Here is a 26,453-nt window from a genome sequence, read left to right on the forward strand (position 1 = left end):
ATAATCGACAGCCCCGACGCAGTGCGTCGGGGCTGTCGTCGTCTTAGGCCCTCGAGGTTTTCGCCGTCCGTATGGCAACAATTGCCAACAACGGGCCGAGCACCGGCACCACCAACGCCATCATGGAATTTCTCCTGCTCAAGATGGGATAGTGATGGTAGAAACCACCTGAGGCTCGGCGCCCGTGGCGAACAACCGCCCATGGACGGAGCCCAATGTAGGAAATCCGTACACTGGGGCTATGGCAAACTCCCGATCCGGTGAATCCGTGGTGCAACGGTTGACCAGGATCCTGCAGGCTTTCGACGCCGAGCACCCCCGCCTCACCGCCACCGAGCTGGCCGAGCGCGCCTCCCTGTCCCTCTCGACCGCCCACCGGTTGCTGCAGGACATGGTGTTGGAAGGGCTCCTGTCGAAGACCGACCAAAATCAGTACGAAATCGGGTTGACGCTCTGGGAGCTAACCCAGCGCTCGTCGTTTTACCAGGAGTTCTCCCAAGCGGCCAAGCCGTTCCTGGAGGGCATGCACCAGACCCTGGACCAGAATGTCTCCCTGGCGATCCTGGACGCACAGGCCGGCTCTATCATCTACTTGGAGCGACTTGTCTCCCATCCCGACCCGGCAGACTTGACCAAGATCGCCGGACGGCTCCCCGTGCTCTCCTCGGCCCCGGGACTGGCAATGGTCGCCTTCAGCCCCCGCCACGTCCAGGAACGCTACCTGGCCGCGGCCCACCGCGACCGGTGGATCACCGAGCGCGGGCTGACCACCGATGACCTGCGACGCACTCTGGCCCAGGTCCGGGCAGAAGGCTACGCGCATTCCCGTGCCGTGCTGCACCCACGCTCTTCCGGCACCGCGGCGCCCGTTTTCGGGCCGCAGGGCAAGGTCCAGGGCGCGCTGAGCGTGGTGGTGCCCGTCGACCAGATCAACCTCGCGGTGCAGGTCCCCGTGTTGCGCGCTGCGGCCCACGGTCTCTCCCAATGGATCAGTCACTCCGTCCAACGCCCATACCGCGAGGGACCAGCGAGTCGGGAGCTGTCGTAACTGCTGTTCAACGGGATCTACCTGGCGTGACCTGGCCCACGCTCAGGAGGATCGGAGGACAGCGCCCCGGTAGATCGCGGGGTGCTCCCCAACGATCAAGGAATCGCCATGGCCGCTTACGCTGTGAACTACACCTACGTACCCGAGACCGACGAGATGACCGCGGCACGCCCCGCGCACGTTGATTTCCTGAGCGAACTGCACTCCGCTGGCACGCTGCTGGTTTCCGGCCGCCTGACCGAAGGTGACCCGCTGGGCGCCCTGCTGATCATCCGCGGCGAAAGCGTGGAAGAAGTCGAGAAGATCATGGACGGCGATCCCTTCTTCTCCGATGGTTTCGTGGCCGAGCGTCAGGTGCGCCGGTGGAACATCGTCTTTGGCTCCATTGACGGAGCCGAGTGATCCATGACCACCACTGAAGCCGCGGTCACCACCTCGAAACGCCGCATTGATTACCAAACTCTCGAGGTGCCGCAGCCGAGTCCGGGCCACGCCGTGGTGCGGATGCACACCGTCACCCTGTGCGGCACCGACGCCCACATCTGGGATGACGACTACGCCTCCGAACTCCCGATGATCCAGGGCCATGAGGCCTCCGGCGTCATCGCCGAGCTGGATGCGGCCGACGTGCAGTCCGGCTGGAACGTCGGCGACCCGGTGGTCATCCTGCCGATGTTCTGGTGCGGGGAATGCCACGCCTGCTCCATTGGTCGGGTGAACGCCTGCCGTCGGATGAGCGTGTACGGCTGTTACGAAGACGGCTCCCTAGTGACCGAGCAGCTGGTTCCGCTGGACCACCTGTACCGGGTTCCCGAAGGTATCGATCTGGGTGTGGCCGCACTGGTCGAGCCCATCTCCATCGCCATGCAGGCCTGCCGTCGGGGTCAGCCGGTGGCCGGAGAGCGCGTCGTCGTCGCCGGGGCTGGGCCCATCGGGCTGCTCGCCACGGTGTACCTGAAGGACATCGGTTGCGACGTCACGGTGACCGACACCCAGGATGCTCGCCTGGATCTGGCCCGCGAGTTCGGCGCTGACCGGGCCATGAAGGTCCTGGGTGCGTTCCCGAATGACGAGCAGCGCAGCGTGCTGGATGAGCTCACCGATGGTGATGGTCCGTCGCTGATCATTGACGCTACGGGCGTGCCCGCCTCGGTGGCTGGCGGTATTGACCTGGTAGCCACCGCCGGACGTGTGGTGTGCGTGGGCATTTCCGAGGCCGAGCTGAGCTTCTCGATGCGGCGTCTGCCCACCAAGGAGATCGACCTGCTGGGCTCGCGCAACTCCGAGAACCTCTTCCCGGACTGTCTGGACCTGCTCTGGCGTTATCAGCGCACGCTGGCGAAACTGATCACCCACCGCTTCCACTTCCACGATCTCGATGCGGCCTTCCGCACCCTGATCGACCCGAGTGCTGGCGTGGGCAAGATCGCCATCGACTTTCCTGACCTGAGTGAACGTGAAAAACGGAGTGAGTCCTGATGAGCAGCCCTTCCGCTGAAACGTCGCAGAAGCCGCTGCTGACCCCGGTGGATGCTCTGCCGGAGAACGTGGACGTCGTCGTCGTGGGCTCGGGTTGTGCCGGACTGACCTCAGCGGTCGTGGCGGCTCAGGGCGGGCGGAGTGTGCTTGTGCTGGAGAAGGCCGCACAGCTGGGCGGCACCACGGCCGCCGGTGGTGGCGTGATGTGGGCGCCGGCCAATCCACTGATGGAGCGCCATGGGCATCCCGACAGCCCCGAAGCAGGCAAGGAGTACCTGCGCGCGGCCACCGCCGGTGCGATGAGTGAAGAGGAAATCGACTGGTACATCGAGACCTCGGCTGCGGCCGTGCGCTTCCTCGACGAGAAGACCCGAGTCGATTACCTGCCGCTGAACCGGCCGGACTACCACCGCGAATGGCCGGGGTCGACCTCGTCCGGTCGTGGACTCGACCACCGTCCCGTGGATCCCTCGGATGTTCCGGGGCTGCGCGAGGCGGTACGCTCCTCGACCTACTTCCCGCTGATCACCATGGACGAGCGTGATCAGCTCCACGGTGCCGCACCAGATCCGCTGCTGTTGGAATCCCGCGCTCAGGCCGGGGTACGCACCATGGGTGCGGCCCTGCTCTCCGCGCTGGCTGCCTCGGCCTGGGATGTCGGCGTCACCCTGGCCACCGAAGCACCGGCGACCGGGCTGGACCGCGACGGGGACACCTGGGTTGTGCAGCACCCCGGTGGCACGGTGCGCGCTGAGGGGGTTGTGTTGTCCTCAGGCGGCTTCGAGTGGTCCGAGCAGCTGCGCGGCACCCTGCTGAAGTTCCCCATCACCCCCATCTCCGCTCCCTCGAACGAGGGCGACGGGCTGAAGCTGGGACTGGGTGTGGGCGCTGCCGTTGCGCAGACCACCGCGATCTGGGGTGTTCCGGTGCTCACCGCACACGGCGCTACCTACGATGGCAAGCCCTCGGGGCGCATGGGCAACGTGGAGGCCACGCTGCCGGGATCAGTGGTGGTGAATAGTGCCGGACGCCGCTTCGTCAACGAGGCGCTGAATTACCACGACTTCTCCCGGGTGTTCGCGAACATCGATCCGGCGACCTCGACCTTCGCCAACATTCCCGCCTATCTGGTGGTCGACGCCGGCTACGCCGAGCGGTACCCGATCGCCGGTCACGCGCCTTTCACCGACCCGGCGGATGCACCGTTTTGGCTGGTGCACGCCGAGACCCTGGCAGAGCTGGCTGAGAAGATCGGGGTGGACGTCCCGGGGCTAGAAGACACCGTGGCTCGTTTCAACGACGGCGCTCGCGAGGGTGTCGATGCGGAGTTCGGGCGTGGGTCGACCGAGCAGGACCGCCACCTGGGCGATCCCGCGATCGAGCCGAATCCCTGCCTGGCGCCGCTGGAAAAGGGCCCGTTCTATGCCGTGCAACTGCACCCGGGCGTGCTGGGCACCGCCGGTGGTCTGGACGCGGACCTCAACGGTCGAGTTCTGGACTGGAACGGTGTGCCGATTCGGGGGCTGTACGCCGCCGGAAACTGCTCCGCCACCGTGTTCAAGGACGCCTACCCCGGAGGCGGGGCTACCATCGGCTCGGCCATCACCCGGGCCTACGCCGTCGGCCGTTCTCTCATTCAATGAGAACTTGCGGGTGGTCTGTCTCACAGCACTGCCATACTGTCCACCAGTGGGGGAACGCCCCTGCTCCTAACGAAAGGCCGGTGACCCGGAGATGACCACCCGCAGCGGACGCGAGCTTGGCCTGGCCCAACTCGCCGCTCTGACGGTTGCGCCCCCGACCCTGGTTGAACTGGCCGCCCAGGCTGGATTCGACTTTGTGGGCGTGCGCGTGCGCCCGGTGACGGACGCCGAAACCCCCTTTGAGGTGCAGCCCGGGACCCCGATGCTGGCCGAGACGCTGAAGCGGATGGCCGACACCGGGGTGTTGGTGCGTGACATCGAATTCTTGCTGCTCGACGGTTCTGATCAGCGTGACGCCTGGCGCAGAATGTTCGAGGCCGGCGACGCTCTCGGGGCCAGCTCGATGACGGTCGCCGTGGCCGACACTGACTCCCAACGCGTGCTGGACACCCTTGCTCAGATGGTTGACGATGCTCGCCCACACGGAATCGTCCCCGCGGTGGAGCCGATCAGCTACCAGGCGGTGCGTTCGCTGTCGGGCGCTGCTGCGATCGCCGAGCACACTGGGGCTCAGGTGCTGGTGGACACGCTGCATGTGGCCCGCTTCGGCGGCACGACCGAAGAACTGCGCGCGGTAGCCAGCCACGTTCCCCTGGTCCAGGTCTGCGATGCTCCCGCCCAGGCACCCGAGGATCGCGCCGGATTGGTGGAAGAGTCCCGCTCGACCCGCTTTGCTGCAGGCGAGGGCGGACTCGACCTGCGCGGCATGATCAGTGCCGTCGAATCCGGTCGGGCTGAGCTGGGCATGGAGACCCCCTTGCCGCTGTCGACGGAAATCCCGAATGACGAGATGCGGGCCCGGCTCGGCGACGCAGCCTGGGCCCGGCACCTGATGACCACCACCCTGAACCTACTCGGCGAGGAGCTGGCATGACCTTGGCAGAACGCACGCAATCCCTGACCCTGAGCGGTACTCACGTCGACGGCGTGACGATCCCACAGATCGGACTTGGCACCTGGCCGATGGTCGGCCAGGAGTGCACTGACGCCGTCGTGCAGGCGCTGAGCATCGGATACCGCCATGTGGATACCGCCGAAAATTACCGGAACGAAGACGCCGTCGGCGAGGCTCTGCGCCGCACCGAAGTTCCGCGCGACCAGATCTTCCTCACCACCAAATTCAACCGCGAGCACCACGGTCCTCTGGCGGCCGTGCGCGCCGCCGTTGAGCAGCGTCTCACCCTGCTGGGCGTGAACGAGATCGACCTGATGCTCATCCACTGGCCGAACCCGGACCAGGGTAAGTACGTCGAGACCGCTGGTGCACTGGCCGAGCTGGTGCAGGCCGGGCTGATCCGGGCCTGGGGCGTCTCCAATTTCACCGCAGAGCACCTGGCCGACCTCCGGAAGGCCGGGCTGCAGGCGCCGATCAACCAGATCCAGGTGGACCCGTTGGCCTCCCAGCCACGGTTGCGCGCAGTGAATGCAGAGGCCGGAACGCTCACCGCGGCCTATTCCCCGGTGGGGCGCGATGTTGATCTGAACGAGTACGAGGCGCTGACGGCTCCCGCTGCCCGTCTCGGCGTGACCGCCCACCAGGTGGCGCTGCGCTGGCACGTGCAGTCCGGACGCGTGGCGGTGCCAAAATCGGCGAATGCAGGGCGCCAGGAAGCCAATCTGGACGTGTTCGACTTTGAGCTGACCGACGAGGACATGACCGGGATCGATGCGCTCGACACCGGCGCAGGTCCGCGCCTGGACCCGAACGACTTCGGCCACTAGGCCACGCCGCGCCCTGGGGAACGGCACTTCCCCCGACCGATTCTGCAACCGCTTTCATTCTGTACCAGGAGACACCATGACTCAGCAGACCAACGGCACCCTGACCCTCGGGGACGTCGCCGGACTCCCGCATCATGACACCGACGTGCTGGTGGCCGGCGGTGGCGCAGGCGGCCTCGCCGCAGCCATCACCGCCGCCTACCACGGCCTGAACGTCGTCGTCGCCGACAAGGCCGCCGCCCTGGGCGGGGCGACCTCATGGTCCGGCGGCTGGGCCTGGACTCCCGGCACTTCGCTGGCCAAGGCCGAGGGGGTGGACGAAGATCCGGAGCAGTTCCGCACCTACCTGCGCGGCGTGCTCGGCGACCGATATACAGAGGCTGCCGGTGAAAAGATCGACGCCTTCTTGGAAGCCGTCCCGCACATGGTCGACTTCTTCCACCACCGCACGGACCTGGAGTTCGTGACCGGGGCGAAAATCAACGACATCTACGGTGACCTCCCCGGCGCCGGCACGGGCAACCGCTCGGTGGGCCCGGCCCCGGTCAACGTGAAGAACTACCCGAAGGCGCTGCTGAAGAAGATGCGCCGTCAGTACTACCCGACGTCGTTCTTCGGCATGGGCATCATGGCCGGCAAAGACCTCGCCACCATGCTCTCGGCCTCGCAGTTCTCCCCGAAGGGTTGGGTTTACGCCGCCGGACGCGTCATCCCGCACGCCTGGGACATGGTCACCCGCGGCCGCTCGCTGCATCTGGTCAACGGCACCGCACTGACCGCTCGCCTGGTGAAGTCTGCGGACGATCTGGGCGTGGAGCTGCTCGTGCGCACTCCCGTGCAGCAGCTGGTGTCCGACGGCTCCCGCGTGGTCGGTGCCGTGGTGAGCACCACCGAGGGGTCCCGCTTCATCCGCGCCCGGCGCGGCGTGGTGCTGGCCACCGGCGGTTTCCCGAACGATGTGCAGCGTCGTCGTGAGCTCTTCCCGCAGACGCCGACCGGTGCCGAGCACTGGTCGCTGGCCCCGCGTGAATCCGAAGGTGACGGACTGGACATGGCGCTGGCGGCCGGCGGTGTATTCGACACCGAGATGCGCTCCCCGGCTGCCTGGTGCCCGGTCTCCCTGGTCCCGTACCCGAACGGGGAGAAGGGCGTGTTTCCGCACATTATGGACCGTGCCAAGCCCGGCTCCATCGGGGTGCGTCAGAATGGTCGCCGTTTCGTGAATGAGGCCAACGGGTACTACGACTACGTGGACGGGTTGCTTTCGGCCACCGAGGACGGCGAGCCGGTGGAATCCTGGCAGATCGCGGACTCCACCTTCGTGCGGAAGTACCCGCTGGGCTTCGCCAAGCCGATCCCGATGCCGTTGCTGCCCTACATTCAGGCCGGCTACCTCATCAATGCCGACACCATCGAGGAGCTCGCCGAGAAGTGCGGGATCGACCCGGTAGCGCTGACCGAGACCGTGCGCGAATTCAACGAGAACGCCCATCGCGGCGAGGACCCGGAGTTCCACCGCGGCGCCTCCCCGTTCAACCGTTACGGCGGGGATCCGAAGGTGGGCCCCAATCCCTCGCTGGCGCCCATCCAGAAGGGTCCGTTCTACGCCGTGCACGTTCGTCCCGGCTCCTTCGGCACCTTCGCCGGCATCGCGGCGGACACCCGCTCACGCGTGATCAACGACTCCGGTGAACCGATTCCGGGGCTCTACACTGCCGGCAATGACCACGCCTCCATCATGCGTGGCACCTACCCCTCCGGCGGCATCAACCTGGGGCCGGCGCTGACCTTCGGATACGTGGCCGGGCGCGACCTGGCCGGCGTCGAAGAGTACGAGGTGTAGTCCCTAGGCAGTCGGCTTATCGTGATGCTCCTATATGGTGTCAAAGCGTTTGTAGGAGGTACTTTCGGTACTGCTTTGTGAAGTGATCATCTCGGCTTTGGCCGCGTTCGATCCGGGAGATCTTCCCCGGCGAAGTATCGAAGTGATCAGCGACCTGTGTCAGGGTCAAATGTTGCTGATGCCGCAGTGGGCGAAGGTCGTCTGAGGGCGGGACTTGATCAGGGTCAAGAATCAATGTGTAGACCTCGTTAGCCACATATCTCTTCAGACATCGCATGATCTCCCTGGTTCCCTTTCCCTCAGCGGTGCGGCGTTCAACATAGCGACGAGTACGTTCATCGTTGCCCATCCTGACCATCACGATCCGGTGCAACGCCCAATTCGCTTGCCGATCCCCGCCTCGGTTGAGGCGGTGACGCTGTGTCTTACCGGAAGAAGCCGAGATCGGACTCACACCACACAATGCTGCGAAAGCAGCCTTGGACTTGACCCGTTCCGGATTAGCCCCGGCAGTGACAAGTAACTGGGCCGCGGTGATCGTACCGATCGCTCGAGCCTGAGTGAGCTCCGGAGCCACCCGAACCGTCAGCACCTCCAGCTCCTCGACCGCCTGATCAATTTCCTCACCGAGGTATTCATAGCGCCGCGCCAATCGACGCAACACCCGCTTCAGCGTCTGATCTGATTGCGGACGACTAGCGGCCAGTACCTCGATGAGTTCCTCATCAGACAAGTACCGGTAAGCCTCTCGTACCCGGGCTGGTGCGGTGGTGAGGAAGTCCTTGATCTGGACCATGGCCACGTTGCGGGCCTTAATGGCACTGCTGCGGGCTCGGAGTGTGACCCTGATCTGCTCGACCTCGCCATCCAGCAGCTTCGGGATCGGCAGGTCGTCGTTAGCTGCGACGCTCCGGGCCGCCGCATAAGCATCGATGGGGTCGGACTTGCCGTTGCGGCGGGCTGCCCGGCTGGGGCGGATGACTTCTCGCACCACGATCCGCTCGGCCCGCAGATAGGCGGTGAGCCCGGCCCCATACGAGGCAGTTCCCTCCACACCGATACGTTGGACCGTCCCGAACTCACCCACGAAAGCCAAGAGCTGCTGGTAACCGAGAACCGTGGTGGGGAACTCGGTGTCACCGAGTCGGCGTCCCAACCCGTCGATCACGGCTACGTGGTGTGTCTCGGCATGGGTATCAACCCCGGCGTATACATCCAGTGCGGAACTTGCCATGATGGAACTGCCTTTCTCGTTGTGTTCAACCTTGGGAAGGCTCCGGCCGGACGGGCAGACAAGACATTGACGAGGCCGGGACCACCAGGCTCCTATGAGGTCATGTCCGTCCGGCTGGATCACCTCCATGTAAGGCCCCTGTATCCGGTGGGCAGATCACGAGCGGGAAACAGCGGTTCAGTCCTAGTGCTGGGCCACACCGGAGGCCTTATGATCCCATCCTCCTCGCCAGACACCGCGATGTCAGTCCCACTCTCAGAGTCCTTTCGAGGCGGCGGGGCCGGTGGACACATCACGATCAAGACACATGCTGGTCAGTCCGAGTGGGAGTCACACCGACGAACCCGCGCCCTTACCATCTTCAATGTCCGTGCTTGCTCTTAGGCTGGCGGCAACAGAGAGGAGCCGCCAGATGAGCGAGCAGAAGACCGTGTCTCCCGCGGGGGTCATGCCTCCGCGCGAGCACTTGGAGCTGTTGGAGACCACACAGCCAGCGACCGAGCTGTGGTGGGAGTACAAGCAGGACTTTCAGGGCCAGGGCTGGAACGAACTGGAGTCCGTGGGCCAGATCGCGGATCTGGTGCTGGGCCTGAACGATGTCACGGACGGGCTGACGCTGGAAGACGACGAGCCGGTCACCCGCTACGCCCAGATGTATTACCTGGGGGAGCAGCGGTTCCAGTTGGAGCTCGCCTCGGTGGTCCCCGAAGGTGCCTACAACTTCCGCATCGGCCAAGGCGCGCATGCCGCCGAGCAGGAAGGCAATTCACCGACGACGGCGGCAACCAACGTGCAGCTGCTCACCCGTGCGCAGTTGATCGAGGTGCTCACGTCCTGGGCCCAGGGTCAGGGGCTGCCTCACGGTTACGGTTCCGCGCTGCACTGCTACGGAGACGTCTCCGTCTAGGGTCTAGTCGCGGCGCGCCATGTAGAGATTGAATGCCCGGGTCAGCACCTTGTTCAGCGGCAGATCCCATTCGCCCAGGGTCTGCACCACATCGGCGCCCATTGTCGTCTTGAACCGGGTCAAACCGGCCAGTTCGTGCTCCGGGTTCAGCGTGGCCGACACCCCGCCCAGGTCGTACCAGCGATCGCCGGCGGCCAGCGAACGACGCAGCTGCTCGAGCTGCAGGGCGCGTGGTGCGTAGCGCTTGCGCTCTTCGGAAGAGGAGGCGCCGTAAACGTACCAGCCGGTGTCGCCCTGACGCACATAGATGGCAGCGGCCAAGGGCTGGTCCTCCAGATAGGCCAGCAAGAGTCGGCACTCTGCGGTGGGGGAGTCGTTGAGCTCCCGGTACATCCGCTCGAAGTAGCTCTGCGGGCGTCCGGTGAATCCATCGCGTTCAGCCGTCTCCTGGTACAGGCGCTGCCACACGCCCAGATCCTCGAGCCCTCCTTCGCGCACCGTCAGCTCGGTGCGGGTCGACTTGCGGGTCTGGCGGCGCGAGGACTGATCCATTCGCCCCAAAACCTCATCGACGACGGTGGTGAACTCCGCCGGGTCCTCAGACACGACGGCTCCGGGCTCTGGGCGTGGCTCGGGCTGCTCAGGCAACGGAATCCGCGCCTGGAATGGCGGCTGGCCCGCGGCGAAATCCTCGCCCGCGCTCGGCTCGACCCATCCGGCGTCGAGCAGGGTGCGACGCATCGCCTCCGCCTGCTCATTGACCTCCAGTGGCTCCAGATCGGTGATCAGCTGATGTTCCCCGGCCGCCAGCGCGCGCCGCACCTCCTGGGAATCCCAGCGCCGATGCACCACAGGCAGGCCCATGCGAATCATAAAGGCGCCCTGCCGCTGCAGGTACGGAGCCAGTGGCGCCAGAATCGCGCCCAGTTCCACCCGCGCAGGGTCAAACACGGGACCATCAGCGAGGTAGGCCAGGCTGCGGCTCTTCAGCAGCGGAACCGGTAAGTGGCGATGCAGCACCACCGAAACCGCCACCAGCTCTTCGCTGTCGAACCACCCCAACGACTCACCGCGCCAGTCGGTCTTGACCTGGGGCCAGCGGGGGTTCTGGAGGAAGGACGCCGGACGTGCGGCGAGGAAACCGTGGTGGACCTCGTCAGTGATCGACTCGATTCTCAAGGAAGCTGATGCGGGGCGCGAGGAAGATTCTGGTGTCACGCCTTCAACATAACCCATCGAACTTCAAGAGTCCTGTTGGCCCGCCCCGGCACTGGTAAGTTGGCCCCATGAGCGTGACCGTCCCCTCGGACCAGCCCCTCGTCCCAGTGATCACGGGAGGCGATCTCGGAGCGTACTCACTGGCCCGGGAATTCCACGAACAGGCCGGGCTGATCTCCGCTGTCGTTCCCACCTCCGTCAACCGCAACTTCACCGGTACCCGCATCGCCCAGCTCTTCCCGGTGGGCCCCATGCTTGAACCCAAGAAGGTACTCGCCGACCTCAGTCGGGTGGCAGATGTGCTCGAAGGCCACCGCCGCCCGCTGTTATTGATGCCCGGCTATGACCACCTCGTGCGCATCGTGCTCGATCACCGCGAGGAACTCACCGAACTCGGCTACCGCATCCCGGAACTCACCGTGGACCAGCTCGATCGCGGCGCGCTCAAGGACCGGTTCTACGCCCTCTGCGAGCAACTCGGCGTCCGCTACCCGCGCACCACCACGGTGGATTGCGGACCCGAGCTCGCCGATAGCAACGACGCTGACGCCCGCTCCGCGATCGCCGCGCAGATCGACACCGCCGGCTTGAGCTGGCCCGTGGTGGTTAAAGCCGACGACGGCGGCGCCTGGGCCGATGTCCGTTTCGAAGGTCGTCGCAAGGTGCACCTGGCCCATTCCCACGACGATGTCGCCCGGTTGGCCCGCCGCGCCTCCGGCGCCGGATACCGCGCCGGGCTCATCGTCCAGGACTACGTGGCCGGCGCGGACTCCCAACTGCGCATCCTGCATCTGTTTCGCTCCCGCACCGGCGGGATCCGCAGCGCCGGGCTCGGCGAAGTGATCATCGAGGACCACGCCCCAGGATTGGAAGGCAATGCTCGCGCCATTGTTGTCCCCGCCGAAGTCACCGAACAGGAGCGCCAGATCACCAGCCAGGGCACTGCGTTGCTCGAGGCCCTGGACTGGCACGGATTCGCCATGTTCGATCTCAAGGTCGACGCCGATACCGGCGAGCCCGTGTTCCTGGAGATGAACCCCCGTTTGGGGCGCCACCACTTCTACCTGACCGCCTCCGGAATTAACCCGGTGGTGGATCTCTTGGCGGAATTTGGTGACGACGACACCGCGGCCCCCTCGCCATCACCGTTTGCCCCGCGCCAACCACACCAGCGACCGGCCGCTTCCCTGACCATTTCGCAAGCGCTCGCGCACCGCTATGCCAACGAGTCTCAGCGCCGCACCCTCACGGAAGCGAAGCGTTTGGGCACTCTGCAGGATCCCTGGGATTACCCGGCCGATCGCCACTGGCAGCGCCGGCTTTACCACTGGGTTCAACGCCGCAGATCCGCCGCCGATCTAGAGGCATCCCGGTAGTGACCTACCACGAATTCCCAGCTGGGTGAGTTGCTGGTATGCTTGGAACGATTGTTTTGAGTGTGGCACTAGGGACTCAGTCCGTGTTGCGGGGTTCTTGCGCAACGTAGGCCACATTTTTGCACGCCTAGGGGCTGGATTTCTTCCGCCCGACGTGCTGAACGACCACCAGCAGTCCTGGTAAACGCGGGCCCGACCTGTGTGCCCGCAGGACTGACAGCCAATGAGTACGGAGAGACTATTGCCTACGATTCAGCAGCTGGTCCGCAAGGGCCGCTCACCGAAGGTCAGTAAGACTGACGCACCTGCGCTGCAGGGTCGGCCCATGCGCCGCGGTGTGTGCACCCGTGTGTACACCACCACCCCCAAGAAGCCGAACTCCGCGCTGCGTAAGGTCGCACGTGTTCGCCTGTCCGGCGGCATCGAAGTGACCGCCTACATCCCCGGCGAGGGTCACAACCTGCAGGAGCACTCCATCGTGCTCGTGCGCGGTGGCCGCGTGAAGGACCTCCCCGGCGTGCGCTACAAGATCGTACGCGGCGCTCTGGATACCCAGGGCGTCAAGAATCGCGGACAGGCTCGCAGCCGCTACGGTGCTAAGAAGGAGAAGAAGTAATGCCACGTAAGGGTCCTGCGCCGAAGCGCCCCCTCGTCGTTGATCCGGTTTACGGATCCCCACTGGTCACCCAGCTGATCAACAAGGTGCTCGTAGACGGTAAGAAGTCCACCGCCGAGCGCATCGTCTACGGCGCCCTCGAGGGTGCCCGCGAGAAGAGCGGCGCCGATCCGGTGGCCACCCTCAAGAAGGCCATGGACAATGTCCGACCAGCCCTCGAGGTCCGCTCTCGTCGTGTCGGTGGCGCCACCTACCAGGTGCCCGTCGAGGTCAAGCCCGGCCGCGCAACCGCTCTGGCGCTGCGCTGGCTCGTCGGCTACTCCAAGGACCGCCGCGAGAAGACCATGACCGAGCGTCTGATGAACGAGATCCTCGATGCTTCCAACGGCCTTGGTGCCGCTGTGAAGCGCCGCGAGGACACGCACAAGATGGCCGAGTCCAACAAGGCCTTCGCACACTACCGCTGGTAATTCTGCGGTTCCCGCAAGTACACCAACTAGGTCGACTCAACCCAGGGAGACACTGTGGCACAAGACGTGCTGACTGACCTCACGAAGGTCCGCAATATCGGCATCATGGCTCACATCGATGCCGGCAAGACCACTACCACCGAGCGCATCTTGTTCTACACGGGTGTGAACCACAAGCTGGGCGAGACCCACGACGGCGCCTCGACCACCGACTGGATGGAACAGGAAAAGGAACGCGGCATCACCATTACCTCCGCCGCGGTGACCTGCTTCTGGAACGACTCCCAGATCAACATCATCGACACCCCCGGTCACGTGGACTTCACCGTCGAGGTGGAGCGCTCGTTGCGCGTCCTCGACGGCGCCGTTGCCGTGTTCGATGGCAAGGAAGGTGTTGAGCCCCAGTCGGAGACCGTGTGGCGTCAGGCCGACAAGTACAACGTTCCTCGTATCTGCTTCGTCAACAAGATGGACAAGCTGGGCGCGGACTTCTACTTCACCGTCTCCACCATCGTGGATCGTCTGGGTGCCAAGCCGCTGGTGATGCAGCTGCCGATCGGCGCTGAGAACGACTTCATCGGTGTCGTCGACCTGATTTCGATGAAGGCCATGGTGTGGGAAGGCGACGCCAAGGGCGACGTTTCCCTGGGTGCCAGCTACGAAACCCGTGAGATCCCCGCCGATCTCCAGGAGAAGGCTGAGCAGTACCGTAGCGAACTCGTTGAAGCCGTTGCTGAAACTTCTGAAGAGCTGATGGAAAAGTACCTCGAGGGCGAAGAGCTCACCGAGGACGAGATCAAGGCCGGCGTGCGCCAGCTGACCATCAACGCTGAGGCTTACCCTGTCTTCTGTGGTTCCGCCTTCAAGAACCGCGGTGTGCAGCCGATGCTGGACGCCGTGGTGGAGTACCTCCCCAACCCGCTGGACGCTGGCGCCGTCAAGGGCCACGCCGTGGGCAACGAGGAAGAGGAGATGGAGCGCGAGGCTTCGAAGGAAGCGCCGTTCTCGGCACTGGCCTTCAAGATCGCCGCGCACCCCTTCTTCGGTCAGCTGACCTTCATCCGCGTGTACTCGGGTCGCCTCGAAGCCGGCTCGCAGATCCTCAACGCCACCAAGGGCAAGAAGGAGCGCATCGGCAAGCTCTTCCAGATGCACGCGAACAAGGAGAACCCGGTCGAAGAGGTTGTCGCCGGGCACATCTACGCGGTCATCGGCCTGAAAGACACCACCACGGGTGACACCCTATGCGCCACCGACGCCCCGATCATCCTTGAATCCATGGAGTTCCCCGACCCGGTGATCTCCGTGGCCATCGAGCCGAAGTCGAAGGGCGACCAGGAGAAGCTCTCCACCGCTATCCAGAAGCTCTCCGCTGAGGATCCGACGTTCACCGTCAATCTCAACGAAGAGACGGGTCAGACCGAAATCGGTGGCATGGGCGAGCTGCACCTGGACGTGCTCGTTGACCGCATGAAGCGCGAATTCCGCGTGGAGGCCAACGTCGGCAAGCCGCAGGTGGCCTACCGCGAGACCATCCGTCGCAAGGTGGAGAAGCTCGACTACACCCACAAGAAGCAGACCGGTGGTTCCGGCCAGTTCGCGAAGGTGCAGGTCACCTTCGAGCCGCTGGAGTCGGAAGACGGCGAGATGTACGAGTTCGTGAATGCGGTCACCGGTGGCCGCATCCCGCGCGAATACATCCCCTCCGTGGACCAGGGCATCCAGTCTGCCATGCAGTTCGGTGTTCTTGCCGGCTACCCGGTCGTCGGTGTCAAGGCCACTCTGGTCGATGGCGCATACCACGACGTTGACTCTTCGGAGATGGCGTTCAAGCTGGCAGGTAGCCAGGTCTTCAAGGAAGGCATGCGCAAGGCCAACCCGGTTCTTCTCGAGCCGGTCATGAAGGTCGAGGTGCGTACCCCTGAGGAGTACATGGGCGACGTCATCGGTGACCTGAACTCCCGCCGTGGCCAGATCCAGTCGATGGAAGATGCCGCGGGTGTGAAGGTGGTCAAGGCCAACGTGCCGCTCTCGGAGATGTTCGGCTACATCGGTGACCTGCGTTCCCGCACCCAGGGTCGCGCGGTATACTCAATGTCCTTCGACTCCTACGCTGAGGTCCCGAAGGCCGTGGCCGACGAGATCGTCCAGAAGAACAGCGGCGAGTGATCCTCGCGATCATTCGCTGAAAATAGCTTGTGAGGCTCGGTGGCGGTTCGCCGCCACCGAGCTGAAACAGGAGGGATTCTCCGCACTCCGGAGGAGAGTTTCATCCCAGGACTTTCGGTCCGGTCCGACAGGACGGCCCGATGGCCGTCACCCGGACCGGTCCTGAAATCCGGAGATTTAGAAATCAGTAACACCCGACAGTAGACTGGACACGAATCAGTTCGCCACGAGCGGCTGTATCACCTTCTTTCAGTCGAACAGTTCTAGGAGGAATCTGTGTCGAAGGCAAAGTTCGAGCGGACGAAGCCGCACGTCAACATCGGTACCATTGGCCACGTTGACCACGGTAAGACCACGCTGACCGCTGCTATCTCAAAGGTCCTGTACGACAAGTACCCGGATCTGAACGAAGCACGCGACTTCGCAACCATCGACTCCGCGCCGGAAGAGCGCCAGCGCGGTATCACCATCAACATCTCCCACGTGGAGTACCAGACCGACAAGCGTCACTACGCTCACGTTGACGCCCCCGGTCACGCCGACTACATCAAGAACATGATCACCGGTGCCGCCCAGATGGACGGCGCGATCCTCGTTGTTGCCGCTACCGACGGCCCGATGGCTCAGACCCGTGAGCACGTTCTGCTGGCCCGCCAGGTTGGCGTTCCGGCGCTGCTGGTTGCTCTGAACAAGTCCGACATGGTCGAGGACGAAGAGCTGCTCGAGCTGGTGGAGATGGAAGTTCGTGAGCTGCTTTCCTCCCAGGAGTTCGACGGCGACGATGCCCCCGTGCACCGCGTCTCCGCTCTGAAGGCCCTCGAAGGCGACGCCGAGTGGGTCAAGTCCGTTGAGGACCTGATGAACTCCGTCGACGAGTACATCCCGGACCCGGTTCGTGACAAGGACAAGCCGTTCCTGATGCCGATCGAGGACGTCTTCACCATCACCGGTCGCGGTACCGTGGTCACCGGTCGTGCAGAACGCGGCACCTTGGCCATCAACTCCGAGGTCGAGGTCGTGGGTATCCGCGACCTGCAGAAGACCACCGTTACCGGTATCGAGATGTTCCACAAGCAGCTCGACGAGGCATGGGCCGGCGAGAACTGTGGCCTGCTGCTTCGCGGTCTGAAGCGCGAGGACGTGGAGCGCGGTCAGGTTGTTGTGGCCCCCGGCTCCATCACCCCGCACACCGGGTTCGAGGCGAACGTCTACATCCTGTCCAAGGACGAGGGTGGCCGTCACAACCCGTTCTACTCGAACTACCGCCCGCAGTTCTACTTCCGCACCACCGACGTCACCGGCGTCATCACGCTGCCTGAGGGCACCGAGATGGTTATGCCCGGCGACACCACCGAAATGTCGGTCGAGCTGATCCAGCCGATCGCCATGGAAGAAGGCCTCGGCTTCGCTATCCGTGAGGGTGGCCGTACCGTTGGTTCAGGCCGCGTCACCAAGATCACCAAGTGATCTAGCGTTTAGCGCGCCGCGACCCCCGTAGTCTTCGGACTGCGGGGGTCGCGGCTTTAATGTGGAAAACCCTCTCGTAGTCTCGATCTGTTCTATTACAGTGAATGAAAGATCAACGATGGCAAGGCGTGCGGTTCACTGGCGCCCGAACAGGCAGGGTGGTTCCATAGGTGGTCCTCTTCATCCTCGGTGGGCTGGTTGGTGCACTCATCACGTATTTGGTGGCCCGCGCTCGTGCGAAGACCGCCGCCACGAATCACCAGGAACTCTTGCGTCGTCGCATGGCGCAAGCATGGCAAGAGGGTCACGACGCCGCACGGCAGGGCAGTCGCCCCGAGGCCGCGACCTCACCCGAACCCCTGAATGCTTCACCGCAGGTTGCTGATTGCGCAGTAGAGTCCGGTCCGGCCCTGCCACGGGCGGCACCGCCTATGACGACAGCGCCACCACCTGTTCCTCGCGGCTTTGATCCAGGCACATCGGCCCCAGCTATGGTTCCAGGGGGCGCGCCAACAGGAGTAGGCGCCGCGACTGCTCCACTGCAACGGCATCATGCCACGGTAGACCCTGAAGCCGGAGCACGACGCCAGCGACGCAACATCAACATCACGCTCTACATCGCAGCACTGTTGATCGTGGCGGCATCCGCCCTCTTCCTCACCTCCACACTGCCGCACACCACCCGCATGGTCGGAATCCTGTGTTTGATCGGACTCTTCTACGCGGGCGGCTTGATTCTGCATGGGGTGAGTGTGGTCTTGCGGTCGGCTGCACTGGCCTTCACCGGAACCGGGCTCGCCATGATTCCGTTGGCCGGGGTAGCACTAGACCAGTTGGGCCTCAATAACCCCGCGCTATCGTCGTTGATCACCTCAGTCCTCGGCCTGATCCTGATGGTCATTGCTGCCGAGCGGTTTGACTCGCGCGTCGCCGTCTACCTGACCATGCCGTTTGTGATTTCGGTTTCGTTGTCGGTCGGTGCCGTGCTGCAACGCGGAATGGTGTGGGGACTGCTCCTCACCATCTTCGTTAGCGTGGCCATGACATGGTTGGGCAGGAACGCTCGTTCCAGTACGGACCACCCCACCAGATGGGACCGCTACCGAGGAGCGATGCACCAGACACACATGCTGTTGGTGCCAGCGATCATTGCGGCAACACTCGTGCTTGGCTTCTCACTCCCCGCCCGTGAGGTTCTTGCCCTGCTCCTGGCAGCTGCCGCCTACTACGTCAACGCGGCGGCTGTGCTTTCGTCACCACGAGCCCGCCTGTGGCAGACCTATGCAGCTCGCGTCTTGGTCACCCTTGCGTTCATCCCGGCGGGTTCAGTGTTGAACTGGTCCTGGTCGGCGACCGTTGCGCTGCTCGGAGGCATTCTGCTCGTCCAATCCGTGCTGGTTCTTGCCGCCCGTCGTTGGAACGTGCTGCAAGAGAGTCGATTCACCCCTACTGGTGTGGGGGCACTGCGTGACGCCGGTGTGTGCTTTGGCGTAGCCGTCTTCATTGGCTTAGCCGCACGCGGCGGTGCACTCTTCGACACCGGCACGTGGATGATCGACGGTCTGGTTATCACCCTGGTCCTGGTAGCGATCGGATATACCGTGATTCACGGCCGCGCAGAACAGGCCGCAAGTTTTCATCTCGCCATGTTGGGCGTTATGGTCCTCGCCACGGCGCCGGTGTGGGTCGACTCGTCCGGTCATGGTTGGCTTCAACAGTCAACGGCAGCGGGTATGGCCCTGGGCGCGCTTGGTCATCGCTATCGTCGTCGCAGTGATAACGCGACCTCTGAGGTGCGTTGGGACCGCTGGTGGGCACTACAGTTAGCGGCGGTCGCGCTGATTCTCTTACTGTGGATGCTGTCGAGAACCTTGGAGATGCCGTCCAGTCATGCGCAGATTATTGCCGGGCTGCTCGTCATGGTTTGGGCGTGTGTCTCCCTGTTGATTCCGGCGCATGATCTACCCGGCCGTGGCGCCCCGGAAGCCGCGTGGGGTAGCTTCGCCGTGGTCTCGATGTGGTTGATGCAAGCTGGCCTGTACACCTCCGTCGACGTACTCGACCTGGGTACCGCTGGCGGCTGGTTGCTGGTGGGCATCGTGATGGTCTTGTTCACGTGCGCGACGGTGCGGTTGCGAGCTCGCAATCATGGCTCGCAATGGGCGTTGATGGTGGTGCCGACCGTGATGGCATGGGCGATTTTGCCGTATCTGTACGGACACGACCTGGTGTTCACCGGCGTTGGAGTCTGGACGTTGATTGCTGCTTGGCTCTGGCTCATTGCTCTTCTCCCTTCGGTGGGGCTCATGCAGCCACTGCGTCGTGTTGGCGTTTGGGGCGCGTTGATTGTCGCACTGATCACGGTGCCGCATTTGGTTGATGAATTAGGGGCTGCCGGTTCATGGATCCGCATTGCTCTTGCGGCAACCGCCGTCGGCATCCTACTGGCCTACCGATGTGTGAACATCGAGCTGATACCGGTGATTCACCGGAATGTGGCTGGCGGACTCTTGCTCATGATGACTGTGATGCTCTGGTTTATCGAGGGCGGGTCTGGCCAGGACCGACTTGCCGCGGTGCTGCTCGCCGGCTTCATGAGCGCATACTTCGTCTTGATTGAACGCCGTTGGGGATCGGTCTGGTGCGCCGTGATCAGCGGTACGTTCCTGACGGTGAGCTTGAGTCCGGTTCTCGACCTGTCCAACGGGCCCTTGCGCGATGCTGTCTTCCCCGCCTTCGTGCTCGCTCCGTTGCTCTGGGCGCTCACGATCACTGCCGCCGTGGTGGACCTGCGGTTGCGTCGTACTTCCACCTCGACGGTGCCAGCAAGTGCAGAGAGGAAAGTCGGGGAGTGGCTGATGGCTCCCGTGATCTCTGCGGTCGCCTGGTTGCTCGGTGCCATGGTCAGCGTCGACCATGTTGAGTCCGTCGCAGACTGGGGATGGATGCTCCTCGGTCTGGTGGCATTTCCATTCGTTGTCTTGATTTTTGCCCGATCCCGGAACGTCTCCATCCTGGTACCCGTGGCGGCGGCCATCGGAGCGGTGGCCACGCTCGCCGGTGTGAGCTGGTGGGGCGAATACGGGATGCTTTGGGGCAGTGACTGGGATGCTGGGCTGAGATTCGCCCTGGTTCATATGGTGTCCGCACTGCTGATGGTGCTTGTTGGTCGAGCGGTATCGATTCCCCAGACCTGGGCTGTTCCCTTAATGGGCACCGCGATCCGTCCGGTGATGATGTTCCTTCGTTCAGGCGCTCTCGGGCTACTTCTCGGAGGTGCTGTTGCATTATGGGCATCACCGGATCACCCCGCTTTGACGATCCTTGCGGTGCTCCTGGCGTTGGTCGCCGGTTGGTTGATCGCCCTCCACATTGCACGGGTCGGATGGAGCTGGGGGCCGGAACAGGCGGATCTTCCGTCACCGCTGCAGAACAGAAATATCCACGACATCGCTATGGCCTGGAGCCTTCTGAACCTCTGTATCGCTGCTGACCAGCTGACCGATCCCCACTTCGATGGAGCTGTCTGGTGGATTATCTCCGGGGCCAGCTTCGCAATGATCGGTTGGGGACTCGGCCATCACCTTCAGCGGGCCGACGGGGAGCGCATCAGGATCATGATCTGGTGGTACGCAGGCATGACGGTGTTTACGGTGAACGCTACGGTCGTGATTGCCGAACCAACTGCGGCCCGTCAGCTTGCAGTCATTATCTGCTTCGCGGCCTTCATCGCCATCGGGCTGATCGTCCGCGACCGGATTACGTTGGTCTGGGGCGCCGTGGGAGTCGGCCTGTCGATTCTCTATTACCTGCGGTGGTTGCCGTACCTCTGGCTGGGTGCTCTCGGCGTCGCACTTATCGTTGTGGCGATTTGGCAGCTCAAGCGGCTCAGCCGGCAACGAAGCAGTCAGCAAGATGATCGAAACACCACGATCATGTCGTAAGGTAGTTGCATGGAGACTCTGGTCTGGCTGCTCGTCATCTTCGTGGTGATCGCAGGTGGCGTGTGGGCAGTGGCTAAACTGCGCCGCACTTTCAGTAAAGAGATCCAGCGCGCCAAACGCATCCAGAAGGCTAACCGTAACGGTCAATAGCCCAGAATCTGAGGGATTGCGAGCGACAATTGCCTGATCCTCACCAAGATTCGCGTCAACGGCGAAGTTCTGTCATACTAGACAGGTTGCTCTCGGTGAGTCGTGCCCGCTGTTTGGCTGGTACAGGGCTCGCGAGCGATGACAATATCCCCACATGATCAGGCCGTCGAAGCCAGCGTGACTGAAAAACGCTATGCGACACGCCCGACCGCGTGGGTCGATGACTTGGCAGGGCGAGGAACCCGTTTCTACGGATTCGGCCTGCGCAAGGAAAATACAAGCGCGAGCTAGAGTTCTGAACTTCACCTCGCGTACACAGGGACAGGTACGGACTACAAGTACGAAAGAGGCATGACGCCATGGCGGGACAGAAAATCCGCATCCGGCTGAAGTCGTATGATCACGAAGTGATCGACACTTCCGCCCGGAAGATCGTTGACACGGTCACACGCGCAGGCGCGACGGTAGTGGGCCCAGTGCCGCTGCCGACGGAAAAGAACGTCTACTGCGTGATCCGCTCTCCCCACAAGTACAAGGACAGCCGCGAGCACTTTGAGATGCGCACTCACAAGCGCCTCATCGACATCGTGGACCCGACTCCGAAGGCCGTCGACTCGCTGATGCGTTTGGACCTGCCCGCGGACGTCAATATCGAAATCAAGCTCTAAGAGGGAGGTGCTGAGAAAACTATGACCGCTATCCGGAATATCAAAGGACTGCTGGGCACGAAGCTCGGCATGACCCAGGTCTGGGACGACGCCAACAACGTCATCCCGGTCACCGTGGTTAAGGCTGAGCCCAACGTGATCACTCAGCTGCGCAATGAAGAAACCGATGGCTACACCGCCGTGCAGATTGCCTACGGGCAGATCGACCCGCGCAAGGTGACCAAGCCGTTGGCCGGCCACTTCGAAAAGGCTGGCGTCACCCCGCGCCGGCACGTGGTCGAAATCCGTACCGCCGACGCAGCTGACTACACCCTGGGCCAGGACCTCACGGTGGAAATCTTCGAAGCTGGCCAGAAGGTCGACGTCACCGCCAACAGCAAGGGCAAGGGTTTTGCCGGTGCGATGAAGCGTCACGGCTTCGCAGGCGTCGGTGCGTCCCACGGTCAGCACAAGAACCACCGCAAGCCCGGCTCTGTCGGTGGCGCTGCCACCCCGGGCCGCGTCTTCAAGGGTCAGCGCATGCCTGGTCGCATGGGCAACGCCCGTACCACCACCCAGAATCTGACTCTTCACGGCATCGACGTGGAGAACAACCTGCTGCTGATCAAGGGCGCCGTTCCCGGTCCTAAGGGCCGCATTGTTCTGGTCCGCACCGCAGTGAAGGGAGCATGAGCACATGGCTACCAATGTCAAGAAGGTCACTGTGGACCTGCCCTCTGAGATCTTCGACGTGCAGGCGAATGTCCCGCTGATGCACCAGGTCGTTGTGGCTCAGCTGGCAGCTGCCCGCCAGGGCACCCACAAGACCAAGACCCGCGGTGAGGTGTCCGGTGGCGGTCGCAAGCCGTTCCGCCAGAAGGGCACCGGCCGCGCACGTCAGGGTTCGACTCGTGAACCGCAGATGACCGGTGGTGGCATCGTCCACGGTCCGGTTCCGCGCGATTACTCGCAGCGCACCCCCAAGAAGATGAAGGCCGCCGCTCTGCGCGGTGCCCTGTCGGATCGCGCTCGCAACGGTCGCGTCCACGTGATCGAGGAGCTCGTCAGCGGCACTCCCTCGACCAAGGCTGCTAAGGCAGTTCTGGCCGAGCTGGGTGAAGGTCGCAAGAACTTCCTGGTCGTCATCGATCGTCAGGACGATGTCGCAGCACTCAGCGCACGCAACCTGCCCAAGGTGCACACGCTGTACTCGGACCAGCTCAACACCTATGACGTGCTGATCTCCGACGATGTCGTCTTCACTCGCCCCGCTTTTGAGGCCTTCGTGGCCGCAACAGAAGCCAAGAAGGAGGCAGCCAAGTGAGCGGCAGCATCAACAAAGACCCCCGCGACGTGATCATTCAGCCCGTCGTGTCGGAAAAGAGCTACGGCCTCATCGATGAAGGTAAGTACACCTTCCTCGTGGACCCGCGCTCAAACAAGACTGAGATCAAGCTGGCCGTCGAGAAGATTTTCGACGTCAAGGTGAGCTCCGTCAACACCATCAACCGTGCCGGGAAGCGCAAGCGCACCCGCTTTGGCTGGGGTGCCCGTAAGAACACCAAGCGGGCCATCATCACGCTGAAGGAAGGCACCATCGACATCTTCGGAGGTCCGGCCGTCTGACGACGTCCGGAGACCACTTAATCGAGGAAAGTATCTATGGGAATCCGCAAATACAAGCCGACTACCCCGGGCCTGCGTGGCTCGTCGGTAGCCGACTTCGCAGAAATCACTCGGAGCACTCCGGAAAAGTCGCTTCTTCGTCCTTTGACGAAGACCGGCGGACGGAACAACTCCGGTAAGATCACGACCCGCCATAAGGGCGGCGGACACAAGCGTCAGTACCGTCTGATCGACTTCCGCCGTCACGACAAGGACGGCGTGCCGGCGAAGGTCGCTCATATCGAGTACGACCCCAACCGTACCGCTCGCATCGCCCTCCTGCACTACGTCGATGGCACCAAGCGCTACATCCTGGCTCCAGCCAAGCTGAAGCAGGGCGACGCCGTTGAAGCCGGCCCTAACGCCGACATCAAGCCTGGCAACAACCTGCCTCTGCGCAACATCCCTCTCGGCACGGTGATCCACGCTGTGGAGCTGCGTCCCGGTGGCGGTGCCAAGATGGCCCGTTCCGCTGGCGCATCCATCCAGCTGGTCGCTCGTGAAGGCAAGTACGCCCAGCTGCGTCTGCCCTCCGGCGAAATCCGCAACGTTGACGTGCGCTGCCGCGCTACCGTCGGCGAGGTTGGCAACGCCGAGCAGTCGAACATCAACTGGGGTAAGGCCGGCCGTATGCGGTGGAAGGGCGTTCGCCCGACCGTCCGCGGTGTTGTCATGAACCCGGTCGACCACCCGCACGGTGGCGGTGAGGGTAAGACCTCCGGTGGTCGCCACCCGGTCAACCCGAACGGCAAGCCCGAAGGCCGCACCCGTCGTCCCAACAAGGAAAGCGACAAGCTCATTGTGCGTCGCCGTCGTACTGGCAAGAACAAGCGATAGGAGCTGACCAGAGATGCCACGCAGCCTCAAGAAGGGTCCCTTCGTCGATCAGCACCTCTACCTGAAGGTTCTTGCTGAGAACGAAAAGGGCACCAAGAACGTCATCAAGACCTGGTCCCGCCGGTCGATGATCATCCCGGACATGCTCGGCCACACCATCGCCGTGCACGACGGCCGCAAGCATGTGCCGGTGTTCGTCACCGAGTCCATGGTTGGACACAAACTGGGCGAGTTCGCCCCCACGCGGACTTTCCGCGGCCATGTGAAGGACGACAGGAAGGGCCGCCGCTGATTCAGCGGTGCGTTCTTCGGTCATTCGAGAAATTCGAAAGAGGAATAGCAATGGAAGCCAAGGCAATTGCGCGCTACCTGCGTGTAACGCCGATGAAGGCCCGGCGCGTCGTCAATCTTGTCCGTGGCAAGCAGGCGAACGAAGCCCTGGCCATCCTGAAGTTCGCCCCGCAGGGCGCTTCGGAGCCGGTATACAAACTGGTCGCATCCGCTGTGGCCAACGCGCGGACCAAGGCAGATCGCGACGGTCTCGCATTCAATGAGGACGAGCTGTTCATCAGCGAAGCCTACGTCGATGAAGGTCCGACCATGAAGCGGTTCCAGCCGCGTGCTCAGGGTCGTGCCTACCGCATCAACAAGCGCACCAGCCACGTCACCGTGGTCGTTGCGACCGAGGAAGAGAAAGGTGGGGTCAAGTAAATGGGTCAGAAGATCAACCCGAACGGATTCCGCCTCGGCATCACCACCGACCACGTCTCGCACTGGTTTGCTGACTCCAACCAGGAAGGCCAGCGCTACAGCGACTTCCTGAAGGAAGACGTGAAGATCCGCGAGCTGATGACCGACGGCATGGAGCGCGCCGGCATCTCCAAGGTGGAAATCGAGCGTACCCGAGACCGCGTGCGTGTGGACGTCCACACCGCCCGTCCCGGAATCGTGATCGGTCGCCGTGGCGCGGAAGCAGATCGTATTCGTCGCGAGCTCGAGAAGCTCACCTCGAAGCAGATTCAGCTGAACATCCTCGAGGTCAAGAACCCCGAGGTGGACGCACAGCTGGTGGCGCAGGGTGTCGCTGAGCAGCTCGCATCTCGCGTGGCTTTCCGCCGTGCGATGAAGAAGTCGATTCAGTCGGCCATGCGTGCCGGCGCTCAGGGTATTCGTATCCAGTGCGCTGGTCGTCTCGGCGGCGCTGAAATGTCTCGCTCGGAGTTCTACCGCGAAGGTCGCGTGCCGCTGCACACCTTGCGTGCGAACATCGACTTCGGCAAGTTCGAAGCAAAGACGACCTTCGGCCGCATTGGTGTGAAGGTCTGGATCTACAAGGGCGACCTGACCGCCAAGGAACTGGCTGCGAAGGAAGCTGCTGCTCCTTCCGGTCGTGGCCGCGGCGGTGAGCGCCGTGGTGGTGGCGGAGAGCGTCGTCGTCGTAACGACCGCGGTGCCCGCGGTGTTGCAGGCCAGGCAGGTGCGCAGGACAGCTCATCGGCATCGGCTCAGCCCGCCGCCGCAACTGAAGGAGGCAACGCCTGATGTTGATTCCTCGTCGAGTCAAGCACCGTAAGCAGCACCACCCCAAGCGCGGTGGAGCTGCTAAGGGTGGCACCCAGGTTACCTTCGGTGAATGGGGTATCCAGGCCATGGGCCCGGCCTATGTCACCAACCGTCAGATCGAAGCAGCTCGTATCGCCATGACCCGCTACATCAAGCGTGGCGGTAAGGTCTGGATCACGATCTTCCCGGATCGCCCGCTCACCAAGAAGCCTGCCGAAGTCCGTATGGGTTCCGGTAAGGGCTCTGTGGAGTTCTGGGTGGCCAACGTCAAGCCGGGTCGCGTTCTGTTCGAGCTCTCCGGCGTTTCCGAAGAGGTTGCCCGCGAAGCACTGCGTCTGGCGATCCACAAGCTGCCGCTGAAGGCACGCATTATTCGCCGAGAGGGTGGTGAGTGA

25 protein-coding genes and 1 pseudogene are annotated in these 26,453 nt (G+C 63.4%); 24 read left to right on the top strand and 2 right to left on the bottom strand.

All coding sequences use genetic code 11. The features are described 5' to 3' along the window. Positions 1–241: 241 nt before the first annotated feature. The 7 genes from O1A05_RS07790 (at position 242) to O1A05_RS07820 (ending at position 7,795) form a co-directional block, all read left to right on the top strand. Positions 242–1,048 (top strand): IclR family transcriptional regulator, encoded by an 807-nt coding sequence (locus O1A05_RS07790; protein WP_270107458.1) that lies wholly within the window; start codon positions 242–244, stop codon positions 1,046–1,048. Between the two features lie 108 nt (positions 1,049–1,156). Next, positions 1,157–1,450: a YciI family protein gene (locus O1A05_RS07795; protein WP_270107459.1), complete on the top strand. Its 294-nt coding sequence runs from the start codon at positions 1,157–1,159 to the stop codon at positions 1,448–1,450. Positions 1,451–1,453: 3 nt separating this feature from the next. Next, on the top strand, positions 1,454–2,527 hold the full coding sequence (locus O1A05_RS07800) for a zinc-binding dehydrogenase (protein WP_270107460.1): 1,074 nt from the start codon (positions 1,454–1,456) through the stop codon (positions 2,525–2,527). Then, positions 2,527–4,170, top strand: coding sequence for an FAD-dependent oxidoreductase (locus O1A05_RS07805; RefSeq protein ID WP_270107461.1), 1,644 nt, complete (start codon positions 2,527–2,529; stop codon positions 4,168–4,170). Before O1A05_RS07800 ends, O1A05_RS07805 begins: the two co-directional genes overlap by 1 nt. 91 nt (positions 4,171–4,261) lie before the next feature. Next, complete coding sequence (locus tag O1A05_RS07810) at positions 4,262–5,104, top strand: sugar phosphate isomerase/epimerase family protein (protein WP_270107462.1); 843 nt, start codon at positions 4,262–4,264, stop codon at positions 5,102–5,104. Next, positions 5,101–5,952 (top strand): aldo/keto reductase, encoded by an 852-nt coding sequence (locus tag O1A05_RS07815; RefSeq protein WP_270104674.1) that lies wholly within the window; start codon positions 5,101–5,103, stop codon positions 5,950–5,952. The genes O1A05_RS07810 and O1A05_RS07815 overlap by 4 nt, the downstream gene beginning before the upstream one ends. 76 nt (positions 5,953–6,028) lie before the next feature. Beyond that, positions 6,029–7,795, top strand: a complete 1,767-nt coding sequence (locus O1A05_RS07820) for an FAD-dependent oxidoreductase (protein WP_270104675.1) — start codon at positions 6,029–6,031, stop codon at positions 7,793–7,795. Positions 7,796–8,024: 229 nt separating this feature from the next. Here the strand turns inward: O1A05_RS07820 and O1A05_RS07825 are convergent. Then, a pseudogene (locus O1A05_RS07825) lies at positions 8,025–9,032 on the bottom strand (IS110 family transposase); the annotation flags it as partial. A gap of 409 nt (positions 9,033–9,441) precedes the next feature. Here O1A05_RS07825 and O1A05_RS07830 point away from each other — a divergent pair. Beyond that, positions 9,442–9,936, top strand: coding sequence for a hypothetical protein (locus O1A05_RS07830; protein WP_270104677.1), 495 nt, complete (start codon positions 9,442–9,444; stop codon positions 9,934–9,936). 3 nt (positions 9,937–9,939) lie between these two features. On the opposite strand, the gene O1A05_RS07835 is transcribed toward O1A05_RS07830, so the two are convergent. Continuing rightward, on the bottom strand, positions 9,940–11,154 hold the full coding sequence (locus O1A05_RS07835; RefSeq protein WP_270104678.1) for a lipid II:glycine glycyltransferase FemX: 1,215 nt from the start codon (positions 11,152–11,154) through the stop codon (positions 9,940–9,942). A gap of 68 nt (positions 11,155–11,222) precedes the next feature. Between O1A05_RS07835 and O1A05_RS07840 the strand changes: the two genes are divergently transcribed. The 16 genes from O1A05_RS07840 to rplP all read left to right on the top strand — a co-directional run bounded on the left by O1A05_RS07840 (position 11,223) and on the right by rplP (position 26,453). Next, positions 11,223–12,530 (top strand): carboxylate--amine ligase, encoded by a 1,308-nt coding sequence (locus O1A05_RS07840; RefSeq protein ID WP_270104679.1) that lies wholly within the window; start codon positions 11,223–11,225, stop codon positions 12,528–12,530. 241 nt (positions 12,531–12,771) lie between these two features. Then, the gene (gene rpsL / locus O1A05_RS07845; RefSeq protein ID WP_270104680.1) at positions 12,772–13,146 is read left to right on the top strand and encodes a 30S ribosomal protein S12; all 375 of its coding nucleotides are present in this window, start codon (positions 12,772–12,774) and stop codon (positions 13,144–13,146) included. Continuing rightward, a complete protein-coding gene (rpsG, locus tag O1A05_RS07850; RefSeq protein ID WP_270104681.1) occupies positions 13,146–13,616 on the top strand; it encodes a 30S ribosomal protein S7 in 471 nt (156 codons plus the stop codon). Before rpsL ends, rpsG begins: the two co-directional genes overlap by 1 nt. A gap of 54 nt (positions 13,617–13,670) precedes the next feature. Continuing rightward, a complete protein-coding gene (gene fusA, locus O1A05_RS07855; RefSeq protein WP_270104682.1) occupies positions 13,671–15,785 on the top strand; it encodes an elongation factor G in 2,115 nt (704 codons plus the stop codon). Positions 15,786–16,061: 276 nt separating this feature from the next. Further along, complete coding sequence (gene tuf, locus O1A05_RS07860) at positions 16,062–17,252, top strand: elongation factor Tu (RefSeq protein WP_270104683.1); 1,191 nt, start codon at positions 16,062–16,064, stop codon at positions 17,250–17,252. A gap of 491 nt (positions 17,253–17,743) precedes the next feature. Next, positions 17,744–21,196: a hypothetical protein gene (locus O1A05_RS07865; protein WP_270104684.1), complete on the top strand. Its 3,453-nt coding sequence runs from the start codon at positions 17,744–17,746 to the stop codon at positions 21,194–21,196. Between the two features lie 9 nt (positions 21,197–21,205). Continuing rightward, positions 21,206–21,346, top strand: a complete 141-nt coding sequence (locus O1A05_RS07870; protein ID WP_270104685.1) for a hypothetical protein — start codon at positions 21,206–21,208, stop codon at positions 21,344–21,346. A gap of 359 nt (positions 21,347–21,705) precedes the next feature. Continuing rightward, positions 21,706–22,014: a 30S ribosomal protein S10 gene (gene rpsJ, locus O1A05_RS07875; protein WP_119423456.1), complete on the top strand. Its 309-nt coding sequence runs from the start codon at positions 21,706–21,708 to the stop codon at positions 22,012–22,014. Between the two features lie 21 nt (positions 22,015–22,035). After that, positions 22,036–22,686, top strand: coding sequence for a 50S ribosomal protein L3 (gene rplC / locus O1A05_RS07880; protein WP_270104686.1), 651 nt, complete (start codon positions 22,036–22,038; stop codon positions 22,684–22,686). Between the two features lie 4 nt (positions 22,687–22,690). Further along, positions 22,691–23,317, top strand: coding sequence for a 50S ribosomal protein L4 (rplD, locus tag O1A05_RS07885; protein WP_270104687.1), 627 nt, complete (start codon positions 22,691–22,693; stop codon positions 23,315–23,317). Then, positions 23,314–23,619 carry a 50S ribosomal protein L23 gene (gene rplW, locus O1A05_RS07890; protein ID WP_270104688.1) on the top strand — a complete coding sequence of 102 codons (306 nt, stop codon included), beginning with the start codon at positions 23,314–23,316 and terminating at the stop codon, positions 23,617–23,619. Before rplD ends, rplW begins: the two co-directional genes overlap by 4 nt. Positions 23,620–23,655: 36 nt before the next feature. Continuing rightward, a complete protein-coding gene (gene rplB / locus O1A05_RS07895) occupies positions 23,656–24,495 on the top strand; it encodes a 50S ribosomal protein L2 (RefSeq protein WP_270104689.1) in 840 nt (279 codons plus the stop codon). 13 nt (positions 24,496–24,508) lie between these two features. Next, complete coding sequence (rpsS, locus tag O1A05_RS07900; protein WP_270104690.1) at positions 24,509–24,787, top strand: 30S ribosomal protein S19; 279 nt, start codon at positions 24,509–24,511, stop codon at positions 24,785–24,787. Between the two features lie 50 nt (positions 24,788–24,837). After that, a complete protein-coding gene (gene rplV / locus O1A05_RS07905) occupies positions 24,838–25,206 on the top strand; it encodes a 50S ribosomal protein L22 (protein WP_270104691.1) in 369 nt (122 codons plus the stop codon). Next, complete coding sequence (gene rpsC, locus O1A05_RS07910; protein WP_270104692.1) at positions 25,207–26,037, top strand: 30S ribosomal protein S3; 831 nt, start codon at positions 25,207–25,209, stop codon at positions 26,035–26,037. Further along, positions 26,037–26,453 (top strand): 50S ribosomal protein L16, encoded by a 417-nt coding sequence (gene rplP / locus O1A05_RS07915; protein WP_270104693.1) that lies wholly within the window; start codon positions 26,037–26,039, stop codon positions 26,451–26,453. The genes rpsC and rplP overlap by 1 nt, the downstream gene beginning before the upstream one ends.

This window comes from Citricoccus sp. NR2 (assembly GCF_027594385.1).
Classification (GTDB): domain Bacteria; phylum Actinomycetota; class Actinomycetes; order Actinomycetales; family Micrococcaceae; genus CmP2.